An 8,154-nucleotide genomic window follows, 5' to 3' on the forward strand; every position below is an offset into this window, starting at 1 on the left:
GCCCCCCCGCTCGGGCCGGCGCCCGCCCCGGCCGCGGGCGCCCCGGGGGGGGGCGGGGGGGGGGGGCGGGGGGGCCGCGCCCCCCCCCGCCGCGCCGGTCGCGCAGGGCGCGCGGGAGACCCGTATCCCGGTCAAGGGCGTCCGCAAGGTCACCGCCCAGGCCATGGTCGGCTCGGCGTTCACCGCGCCGCACGTCACCGAGTTCATCACCTTCGACATCACGAAGACGATGAAGCTGGTCCAGGAGCTCAAGGCCGACCCCGACCTGGCCGGGCTGCGGATCAACCCGCTGCTGCTCATCGCCAAGGCGGTCCTGGTGGCCGTCGGCCGCAACCCGGACGTCAACGCGTCCTGGGACGAGGCGGCCCAGGAGATCGTGCTCAAGCACTACGTCAACCTGGGCATCGCGGCGGCCACCCCCCGCGGCCTGATCGTCCCGAACGTCAAGGACGCCCACGCCAAGACGCTGCCGGAGCTCTCCCAGGCCCTGTCCGAGCTGGTCGCCACGGCCCGCGACGGCAAGACCTCCCCGGCCGACATGCAGGGCGGCACCCTCACCATCACCAACGTCGGCGTCTTCGGCGTCGACACCGGTACGCCCATCCTGAACCCCGGCGAGTCCGCGATCCTCGCGGTCGGCGCGATCAAGCTCCAGCCGTGGGTCCACAAGGGCAAGGTGAAGCCGCGCCACGTCACGACCCTGGCGCTGTCCTTCGACCACCGCCTGATCGACGGCGAGCTCGGCTCCAAGTTCCTGGCCGACGTCGCCGCCGTGCTGGAGAACCCGCGCCGCCTGATCACCTGGCAGTAGCAGGCCGCGGCCGCGGCAGCGGCACCCGCTCCACCGTCCGATGGCCGGTCCCCTTTCGAGGGGCCGGCCATCGGCCGTCCCCGGCGGGCGCCACCGCCCCGGCCGGCGGCGCCGCCGAATCCGCTGGTCGCGGCTGCCACCGCGTGTGATCATCCACGAATGTTCTTTCGCGCTGCCACCGCAGACCCCGCCGACCTCGACCGCGCCGCGGCCCACCCCGCCGACGGCCCCGTCCCCGCCCTGCCCGCCGGAAAGGTCCGCGAGGAGTTCGCCGCCCGCCGCTTCCGCCCCGAGTGGACCTGGTTCGCCGAAGGCCCGGACGGGGAGCTGCTGGCCCGCGCCCTGTGGTGGGGCCGTGCCGACAGCGAGCGGCCCATCGCCCTGGACTGCCTCCAGGTCCGGTCCTCGGTCGCCGACCCGGCCGCCCTCGCCACCGGGCTGCTGGCCGCCGGGCACGAGGCCTTCGGCGCCCTCCCCCTCTACAACCTCTCCCTGCCCGCCGACTGGCGGACCCGCCCGGACCTGGTCGAGGCGGTCGCCTGGCGCCGGGAGGCCGCGTACCGGGCGGGCCTGACCCGCGAGATCGAGCGGCTGCGCTTCGAGTGGACCCCGCCCGCCGGGACCGCCGCGCCGACCGGGCGGCTGGCCTTCCGGGAGGGCACCGACGAGGAGTTCCTCGACGCCTTCGTCCGGGTCTCCGCGGGCAGCCTCGACCTGGCCACGCAGAGCGAGCTGCGGGCGAAGACCCCCGAGCAGCTGGCCCGCGAGGACATGGAGTTCTACCTGGACTGCCCGGGCGAGCGTTCCTGGTGGCGGCTCGCCGAGCTGCCGGACGGCACGCTCGCCGGCCTGGCCGTCCCGTCGGCGACCCCGTACCACCGCAACGTCGGCTACCTGGGCGTCGTGCCCGAGCAGCGCGGGCAGGGCCTGATCGACGAGGTCCTCGCCGAGATCACGCGCTTCCACGCCGCCGCGGGCGCCGACCGCATCACCGCGACGACGGACACCGTCAACGCCCCGATGGCCGCCGCCTTCGCCCGCGCCGGCTACGAGGTCTCGGAGATCCGCCTGGTCCTGGAGGCCCCCGAGCATGGCTGACACGCGCGGCCCTGGCCCGGTCGGCGGCTGGCTGGACCACGTGCTGAACGCCGAGGTGCTGCGGGAGGCGTACGGCGCCCAGGGCGTGCCGGAACCGGACGGCCTCGTGATCCACGAAGTGACCTGGCACCGGGACGGGCCCTCGCTCACGCTGCGGTTCGAGCTGCCGTCCTATCCGGCCGAGCCGCCGGAGGCGTGGACGGCGCGCGCGGCCAACACGGTGCAGGTGGAGCTGAGGCTGCTCGGTGCCCGGGCCCTGCTGGACGGCGGCCCCGACCCGAACCCGGTCGGCGCCCTCCGGCTCTCCGCCGGCCCTGACGGGCGGCTGCGGGCCGTCCTGGAGGCCGGCCTCCTGCGTGTCGAGGCCACGGCCGACCACGCCGTCCTCCGCCGCGTCTCGGCCTACACCAAGGGCGGCGGCTGCGGCGCATGACGGCCCGTTACCGCGCGGGGCAACCCTTCCAGCCCGGCCGCCGGGCTGGAAGGGCGGTTCGAGGGGCGGGCGGGGGGCGCGGGAAGGTAGCCTTCCGGGCCTGAAGGGGGGCGTTCCGGGTGTCCATCGCCGAGTTGCAGGTCTACTCCGTCGAGGAGGCCGATGTCGCGGGCGGGCTGTGCGCCGTCCGGTGCATCGGGGGCGTCGCCCGGACCGGCCAGGTGTACGCCGCCGCGGACGCGCGCCTCGGGCTGCGGGGCATCGAGCGGCGCGGGCACCGGGTGACGTCCCTGCGCGCGGGCCAGGCGGCGCGGGTCCGCCTCACGGGCGCCATGACCGCGCTGCTGACCCGCGGGCAGGTGCTGACCGCGGTACCGCCGGGCGGCCACGCGCTGGCCGACCTGGAGGCCTGGCTGGCCACCGACCCGCCGCTGGCCGACGATCCGCACCCGCTGACCCTGCGCTCCCACGGCGTGTCCGGCATGCAGGACGACGGGCTGTCCGACGGGATGCGGCTGCGCTGGGGCCGGGTGGCGCTGGCCGCGGTGGACCGCACGGCCGCGTGGGCGCAATGGCATCCGCTGGACCACGCGATCGACCGGGCCGGCGTACGGGCCTACCTCATCCGGCAGTTCGGCCCCGGCCCCGCCCTCGGCGGCGACCCGGACCGGCTGTGCCGCGAGCTGCTGGACCTGATCGACCTGACCCCCGCTCAGGCGGCCGCGGAGGGGCTGGCCTGGCGCGACCTGCCCCGCCGCCGCATCCGCCACCTGCGCCGCATCAAGCTCCTGTTGAACAGCATGGCCGCGGTCCGGCCCCACCTCGGCGGGGCCCCGGAGACCGCCCGCGCCGTGGACGCCTGGGCGGGGGTCCGGGCGGTGCTGCCCTGACCCGCGCGCGGGCCGGGTTCCGGGCGCATCTGCGGTGTGGCGGTGGGCCGCGTACGGCATCATGGCCGTGGTCTGCGAACGGGGAGCGGAGGCGCGGTGTCGCTGCACGACGGGCCGGAGGCCGGCGGCCGTACGGTGATCGCCGGGCGCTACCGGCTGCAGGAGAGGCTCGGCCGGGGCGGGATGGGCGTCGTGTGGCGGGCCACCGATGAACTGCTCGGGCGTTCGGTGGCGGTCAAGGCGCTGTCCCTCGACGCGGGGGCCGATCCGGCGGGCGCGCTGCGCGAGGCGCGGGTCGTGGCACGGATCCGGCACCCCACGTGATCGTGGTCCACGACGTGGTCGAGCACGAGGGTCAGCCCGTCATCGTGATGGAGCTGGTCGAGGGCGGTTCGCTCGCCGACCGGCTGGCCGTCCCGGGCGGGAGGCTCTCCCCGGGGGAGGCCGCCGGGGTGGGGCGCGACCTGCTCGACGCCCTGTCCGCCGGCCACTCCCTCGGAGTGCTGCACCGGGACGTGAAGCCGGCGAACGTCCTGCTGGAGGCGGGTACGGGCCGGGTGGTGCTGACCGACTTCGGCATCGCGAGCCTGCCCGGGACGACGACGATCAGCGGGACCGGGGTGTTCGCGGGCACGCCCGAGTACTCGGCGCCCGAGCGGATGCAGGGCGCCGCCGGCGGCCCCGCGTCGGACCTGTGGTCGCTGGGCGCGCTGCTGTGCGCGGCGGTGGCGGGCGAGTCGCCGTTCCGCCGGGATTCGCTCGGTGCCGTCCTGCACGCCGTCGTGTACGAGGAGATCCGGCCGGCGGCCCGGCTGGGGACGCTCCTGCCGGTGGTCCGCGGGCTGCTGGAGCGGGCCCCGGAGCGGCGGATGGGGGCCGCGGAGGCGCGGCGGCTGCTGGTCGCGTGCGCGGCGGACGAGGCGACGGTGTCCCCGGCCGCGGGGGCCGCGTACACGCCCACCGAGCAGGTGGACCGCGCGCCGGACCCCGTGGGCGACCGGGCGGGACGGGAACACGGCATCGACCGCGAGCACCGCATCGACCGGGAGCACGGCAGCGACCGGCAGTGGCCCGCGGACCGGGACGGCCGGCCGCGCCCGCGGCTGCGGGGTGCGCGGGCGGCGCTGGTCGTGGCCGGGGCCGTGGCGGCCTGCGCCGGTGCGGTGACGGCGGTGACGCTGCTCGACGGCCGGACCTCGAAGGGCCCGGGCGGCGGGGCGGCCTCGGCACCGGCCGTTCCTGCGCCGTCGGGGTCCGCGGCCCCGTCGACCGGAGTGCACCACGCCGTCCCCCTCGCCCTCCGCCGGGGTGCCGTCGCCGGGCGCGTCGGTGTCCGTACCGGTGCCGGCGCAGTCCCCGACGCCGCCGCGGTCCGGGGGCGTTCCGGCCGGGTACACGAAGGTCCAGGACCTGCGCGGGTTCAGCCTGGCCGTACCCCGGGGGGCCACCCGCTCGACGGACGGCGAGCGGACCTTCTACATCACGGCCGACGGAGTCCGGGTCGGCATCAAGTTCGGTCCGGTGCCGCCCGGCGGGGCGATGGGGTCGATGCTGGCCGCCGACGAGCGGGGCCCGGTGAACAACGAGGGGTACCGCGACAACCGGGTCACGGCGACCACCCACCGCGGACTGCCCGCCGCGTTCTGGGAGTTCACCTGGGACGGGTTCTCCCCCATCGCCGAGGGACCCCGACACACGTACGACCTCGCCTGGGAGCAGGACGGGACGCTGTTCGACGTGTGGGTGTCGGCCCCGGTCGGCCGCGCCAAGGCGGCCAAGGGCATCTTCGACACGGCGGTGGACACCTTCGCCGCGTCCGGCCACTGACGGCCGGAACGCGGCGTCGGAGCGCGGCGCGTCCGAGCGCGGCGTCCGAGCGTCCGGCCCGCTAGCCGGCCTTGGCGGCGTTGCCGAGGACCTTGGTCGGGGTGATGCGGACGACCACGCGGACGTCCTCCGCCGGCGCCTCCAGGTACTCCTTGCCGCCGCCCGGGCCGAGGTACTGCTCCGCGATGCGGGCGGCGACCGCGCGGCCGGTGTCCTCCGTGACGGTGGCGGTGCCGCGGATCTCCACGTAGAGGTACGGGTTGGCCAGGTCGAACACGGTCAGGCCGACGCGCGGGTCGCGCAGGACGTTCCGCTCCTTGCGCCGCCCCTGCTCGGTGGAGACCAGTAGCTCGCCGCCGTCCCGGGAGACCCACACCACCGAACTCTGCGGGCTGCCGTCGGGGTTGAGCGTGGACAGGACAGCCGGGTGCGGGGCGTCGAGCAGGCTGCGTACGGTGTCGTTCAGCTCAATCGTCATGTGGGGGAGGCTAGTTCGGGACCAGCGGTGCGTACAGGAAGTTCCGTCGACTCCCGGTGGTCGAGAAGCGGGGCGGCTGCGCTCCGGCCGGCTTCCCCCTGAGGTCGGCCAGGGCGGAGGAGCTGTCCGCGGCGTGGCGGGAAGCCGACCCGGTCCGCGCCTGGGGCGCCCCGCCGGGCGGCGTCCCCCACGGCAGGCGTGGCCACGTCGTCCCCGGTAGCGTGGGGAGTGGCACCACACCATCGGCAGGCACGCGTCGGCGCGACCCGGCGCACCGCGCCCGCCGAAGGCGTCCGAGACCACGCCGGACGGACGCGGCCCTCGTCGCCGCCCGCTTCCGCGCGCCATGCGCCCTGCAGGCCCCACCCGTCGGCCACGGTGTCACCGCCCGGCTGCTGGTTGCGACTCCCCCTGTGCAAGGAGCGCAGTGCGCCATGCCCATTCCACCGCCACCACCACCGCAGCCACCGTCGTCGTCCCCCGGGTCGAACCCGCAGGGGGGACCGCCCGCCCGTCCGGGCCGCCCCGAGCCCCCGGGCGGCGCCCCGCAGGGCCGGCACGCGCCGTGTCAGCCGCGGCCGGGGAAGGCCCGTGCGGCGGCCATCTCGATCAGCATTGCGACCCTCGTGTGCTCGCTCGCGGCCTTCGGGACACCGAGCGGCCTTCCACGGCACGACAGCAGCCGCGCGGTCGCCGGGCCCGTCGCCGGTGACCTGGAGGACCTCCGCAAGGGGGACTGCTTCAGCACGGTCGACGACCTGACGGCGTACCCCGACAAGGACGCCGACAAGGACGGCGCCCCGGCGTCCCGGTCGGTGCGCGTCATGCCCTGCGCACAGCCGCACGAGGGGGAGGTATACGGCGTCTTCTCGCTGGGGAGCGGTCCGTTCCCGGGCAAGGAGAAGATCGCCTCCCTGGTCGATGAGAAGTGCTCCGCCAAGGCGCTCGCCAACTACCTGGGGGCCGAGGCGAACCCGCCGAAGAAGATGAGGGCCTACACCTACTTCCCGACGCCCGGTGCCTGGGACCTCGGCTTCCACCAGGTCGTCTGCTTCGTGGGTGTCCCCACCGGTACGACCACCGGCTCGGTCCGCGCCCCAGGCTCCTGAGCCGGCTCCTGGGCCCGGCTCCTGGGCCCGGCTCCTGGGCCCGGTTCCTGGGCCCGGTTCCTGGGTCGGCTCCCGTCCCCGGCTACCCCCAGGGGATGTTGAGCCAGGGGCTGCCGGGATCCGTGGTCAGGGCCTGGTGGACGGCGGCCATGTCCGTGTACCAGTGCCCGTACTCCTCCTCGTCGAACTGGAGGCAGCGGCCGAGGATGAAGCCCGCCGAGAGGTCCTCCCAGGAGCGGTAGGCGAGCCGGCACATGCGGCCGGCGCGGACGACGGCGTCCTCGGCCTCCTCGACCGTGCCGAAGCGGGCGCCGAGGCCCCAGCGGGCCATCTGGGAGGCCCGTCCGTAGTCCCAGGCCTCGACGGAGCGGACGTACCTGCCCTCGCCGAGGATCCCGTCGGCGCGGAAGCGCTGCTCGTAGCGGGTGATCCGGCCGATGACCCGGCGGACGCCCGCGACCTCCCCCTCGATCTCGGCGGTCGAACGCGGCCGGGCGGTGGTGACGCCGTCGGGGGTGATGCGGGGCTCGGCAGCGCGTTCGGCGTTGGCGCGGAGGGTGGCCTCGGTGGCGTGCCGCCAGTGCTCGATGTCGACGGGCCCGGCGAACTCCTTGGCGAGGGCGACGCGGATCCGCAGCGTGAACTCCCACACCGAGCTGACCATGTCGGCGGCCAGCAGCCGCTCGGTGGCGGCGCGCCACTGCTCGCGGGTGGTGACCCCCCACCAGTCCTTGAGCTTCTCCCGCTCCTTGAGGTAGCCCTCGCCGTGGTAGCCGAGGGCGTTCCAGAACAGGCCGTTGCGTACGGACAGGTGCGCGCCGCAGGCGAGCCCGAAGGCGGCGGGCCCGTGCAGCGGGCCGCCGACGTGCAGGGCCTGGACGGTGTTCTCCTTGAAGCCGTACTCGGTGGCCCGGTTCCAGTGGAACTTCCACACCTCGCGGTCGCCGGGCGAGGACGGGAGGAAGGCCTCGCACGGGCTGCCCGGGTTGATGGCGAGGTACGGGGGGTCGCCGGGGTCGATGCGGTGCGCGAACCAGCTGAGGCTGTGGCGCGAGAACACCTGGTCGGCCGTGGGGACGGGGAGCATCCCGGCCGTGTAGGCGACGTAGCAGGGGGCGCCACCGGCCTGCGGGAAGCGGACGGACTGGAGGTACACGGCGTTCGGGTGCTGGTCCAGGTAGGCGCGGGACTGCGGGACGAACAGCTCGGCGCGGGCGAGCGCGTCGAAGTAGGCGGGCCAGTCGTTGGCGGTCTTGGCCTCGTACAGCTGTCGTTCGATGATGCTCGGCGCGATCCAGGTGCCCATGTGGGAGAACCCTAACCGGGGCCGGCGCACACCCCGACGGGGTGTCGGACCAGCACAGGAGGGGCTCCTTCCCGTTGAGCCGCACGCGCGGGCGCGGGGGGGGGGGGCGGGCCCCCCCCCCGCCCCCCGGGGGGGCGCGGGGGCGCGGCGAACGGCCCGCGGCCGACAGAGCGGTGTAGGGGTACCTGCCGATGAGGGCCGC

The 8,154-nt window shown here is 75.8% G+C and carries 9 protein-coding genes and 1 pseudogene; 8 read left to right on the forward strand and 2 right to left on the reverse strand.

The window, feature by feature from the left end; genetic code table 11:
* The 7 genes and pseudogenes from ACFVGY_RS11460 to ACFVGY_RS11490 form a co-directional block, all read left to right on the forward strand.
* Positions 1–811, forward strand: an 811-nt coding sequence (locus ACFVGY_RS11460; RefSeq protein WP_385674500.1) for a dihydrolipoamide acetyltransferase family protein, incomplete at its 5' end; no start/stop codon positions are given.
* 159 nt (positions 812–970) lie between these two features.
* The gene (locus tag ACFVGY_RS11465) at positions 971–1,909 is read left to right on the forward strand and encodes a GNAT family N-acetyltransferase (RefSeq protein WP_385674502.1); all 939 of its coding nucleotides are present in this window, start codon (positions 971–973) and stop codon (positions 1,907–1,909) included.
* Positions 1,902–2,342 (forward strand): Imm50 family immunity protein, encoded by a 441-nt coding sequence (locus ACFVGY_RS11470; RefSeq protein WP_385674505.1) that lies wholly within the window; start codon positions 1,902–1,904, stop codon positions 2,340–2,342. Before ACFVGY_RS11465 ends, ACFVGY_RS11470 begins: the two co-directional genes overlap by 8 nt.
* A gap of 119 nt (positions 2,343–2,461) precedes the next feature.
* Positions 2,462–3,232: a hypothetical protein gene (locus ACFVGY_RS11475; protein ID WP_385674508.1), complete on the forward strand. Its 771-nt coding sequence runs from the start codon at positions 2,462–2,464 to the stop codon at positions 3,230–3,232.
* A 96-nt stretch (positions 3,233–3,328) separates the two neighbouring features.
* On the forward strand, positions 3,329–3,556 hold the full coding sequence (locus ACFVGY_RS11480) for a hypothetical protein (RefSeq protein ID WP_385674511.1): 228 nt from the start codon (positions 3,329–3,331) through the stop codon (positions 3,554–3,556).
* Between the two features lie 47 nt (positions 3,557–3,603).
* Positions 3,604–4,056: pseudogene (locus ACFVGY_RS11485) on the forward strand (serine/threonine-protein kinase); the annotation flags it as partial.
* Between the two features lie 505 nt (positions 4,057–4,561).
* Positions 4,562–5,059 carry a hypothetical protein gene (locus ACFVGY_RS11490; RefSeq protein WP_385674553.1) on the forward strand — a complete coding sequence of 166 codons (498 nt, stop codon included), beginning with the start codon at positions 4,562–4,564 and terminating at the stop codon, positions 5,057–5,059.
* 61 nt (positions 5,060–5,120) lie between these two features.
* Here the strand turns inward: ACFVGY_RS11490 and ACFVGY_RS11495 are convergent, their stop codons facing one another.
* Positions 5,121–5,537, reverse strand: coding sequence for a PPOX class F420-dependent oxidoreductase (locus ACFVGY_RS11495; RefSeq protein ID WP_385674514.1), 417 nt, complete (start codon positions 5,535–5,537; stop codon positions 5,121–5,123).
* Between the two features lie 626 nt (positions 5,538–6,163).
* Here ACFVGY_RS11495 and ACFVGY_RS11500 point away from each other — a divergent pair.
* Complete coding sequence (locus ACFVGY_RS11500; RefSeq protein ID WP_385674517.1) at positions 6,164–6,646, forward strand: septum formation family protein; 483 nt, start codon at positions 6,164–6,166, stop codon at positions 6,644–6,646.
* A gap of 82 nt (positions 6,647–6,728) precedes the next feature.
* On the opposite strand, the gene ACFVGY_RS11505 is transcribed toward ACFVGY_RS11500, so the two are convergent.
* A complete protein-coding gene (locus tag ACFVGY_RS11505) occupies positions 6,729–7,952 on the reverse strand; it encodes a DUF1266 domain-containing protein (RefSeq protein WP_385674520.1) in 1,224 nt (407 codons plus the stop codon).
* Between the last annotated feature and the right edge of the window lie 202 nt (positions 7,953–8,154).

Origin of the sequence: Streptomyces sp. NPDC127106 (genome assembly GCF_042677605.1) — a bacterium.
Lineage (GTDB): Bacteria > Actinomycetota > Actinomycetes > Streptomycetales > Streptomycetaceae > Streptomyces.

What these genes read in the sequence shown, in the direction of transcription:
- ACFVGY_RS11465 (WP_385674502.1), top strand. Translation starts at nt 971, where the DNA reads ATGTTCTTTCGCGCTGCCACCGCAGACCCCGCCGACCTCGACCGCGCC.
- ACFVGY_RS11470 (WP_385674505.1), top strand. Translation starts at nt 1,902, where the DNA reads ATGGCTGACACGCGCGGCCCTGGCCCGGTCGGCGGCTGGCTGGACCAC.
- ACFVGY_RS11495 (WP_385674514.1), bottom strand. Translation starts at nt 5,537, where the DNA reads ATGACGATTGAGCTGAACGACACCGTACGCAGCCTGCTCGACGCCCCG.
- ACFVGY_RS11505 (WP_385674520.1), bottom strand. Translation starts at nt 7,952, where the DNA reads ATGGGCACCTGGATCGCGCCGAGCATCATCGAACGACAGCTGTACGAG.